Annotated in this window: 2 protein-coding genes; both read left to right on the top strand. The window is 62.1% G+C overall.

Annotated elements, in window-relative coordinates:
* A partial coding sequence (locus SxD43FB_RS23715) for an HlyD family secretion protein (RefSeq protein WP_141249642.1) occupies window positions 1-699 on the top strand: 699 nt, incomplete at its 5' end.
* A gap of 53 nt (window positions 700-752) precedes the next feature.
* On the top strand, window positions 753-1,081 hold a 329-nt coding region (locus SxD43FB_RS23710), incomplete at its 3' end, for an MFS transporter (RefSeq protein WP_255245890.1).

Below are 1,081 nucleotides of genomic sequence, written 5' to 3'. Positions count from 1 at the left end.
GCTGCTTTCGCCGCACAGCAGGTTACGCGATATCAGCCGCTTGCCGCATCCGGCGCCGAGCCAGGGGAGCGTTTCGCGCAGCTTCAGACGCAGGCACGGCAAGCTCGCGAGCGAACCAATGCTGCGCAGGCCGCGCTGATCGGCGCGCAACGGCGTGTCGGTACACTGAGCGCGCAGGTACGTCAGGCCCAGTCGCAAGCAGAGGCCGCGCGTGCCCAACTCAAGGTGGCGCGCGTCAACGTCGAATCGACAGTGCTTAAGGCTGCCATCAATGGCCGTGTGGGCGACCTGGCTGTCCGTGTCGGGCAATTCGTGCAGCCCGGTACGCGCCTGATGACACTGGTTCCTGTCGATCGATTGTTCATAGAGGCGAATTTCAAAGAGACTCAACTGGGGCTTATGCGCGTCGGCCAGCCTGTTGGCATCGAAATCGATGCGCTCCCTGGCGTCGAACTGACCGGGCGTATTGCCAGCGTCGCTCCTGGCACGGGCGCCCAGTTCTCGGTGCTCCCCCCCCAGAATGCGACCGGAAACTTCACAAAGATCGTACAGCGCGTGCCTGTACGCATTGCAATCGATGCTCCTCTCGAAGTGCGTACGCTCCTCGTGCCGGGAATGTCGGTTGGAGTAACGGTCGATACGCGTTCAGCCAGAGGAGAGATGGATCGACTCCGTCAGGCCGTAAGCCGGAAGCGTTGACAGTGGTCACGGTCACAGCATCTCCAGACGCAGCTCGTTCCGCGCGTGCGGACTTGACCGCTTGGATCGCTGTGGCTGCCGGCTCGCTCGGCGCACTGCTGGCGACCCTCGACATCTCGATCGTCAACTCGGCACTGCCAACGATCCAAGGCGAAATCGGAGCAACCGGCACTGAGGGAACGTGGATTGCCACCGCCTTTCTCGTTGCCGAGATCGTCGTCATTCCGCTGAGCGCTTGGCTGGAGCGGCTTTTGGGACTGAGAACCCTCCTCCTCATTTCCGTGACCGCCTTTACCGGGTTCTCCATCCTATGCGGCATCGCCACAGATCTTACGACTATGATCATCGGACGAACCGGGCAGGGCCTTATGGGAGGGCTGCT

Origin of the sequence: Sphingobium sp. D43FB, assembly GCF_002312805.1 — a bacterium.
Taxonomy (GTDB): Bacteria; Pseudomonadota; Alphaproteobacteria; order Sphingomonadales; family Sphingomonadaceae; genus Sphingobium.
The sequence above is the reverse complement of the archived record's forward strand: the minus strand, read 5'-3'. Positions and strand labels throughout refer to the sequence as shown.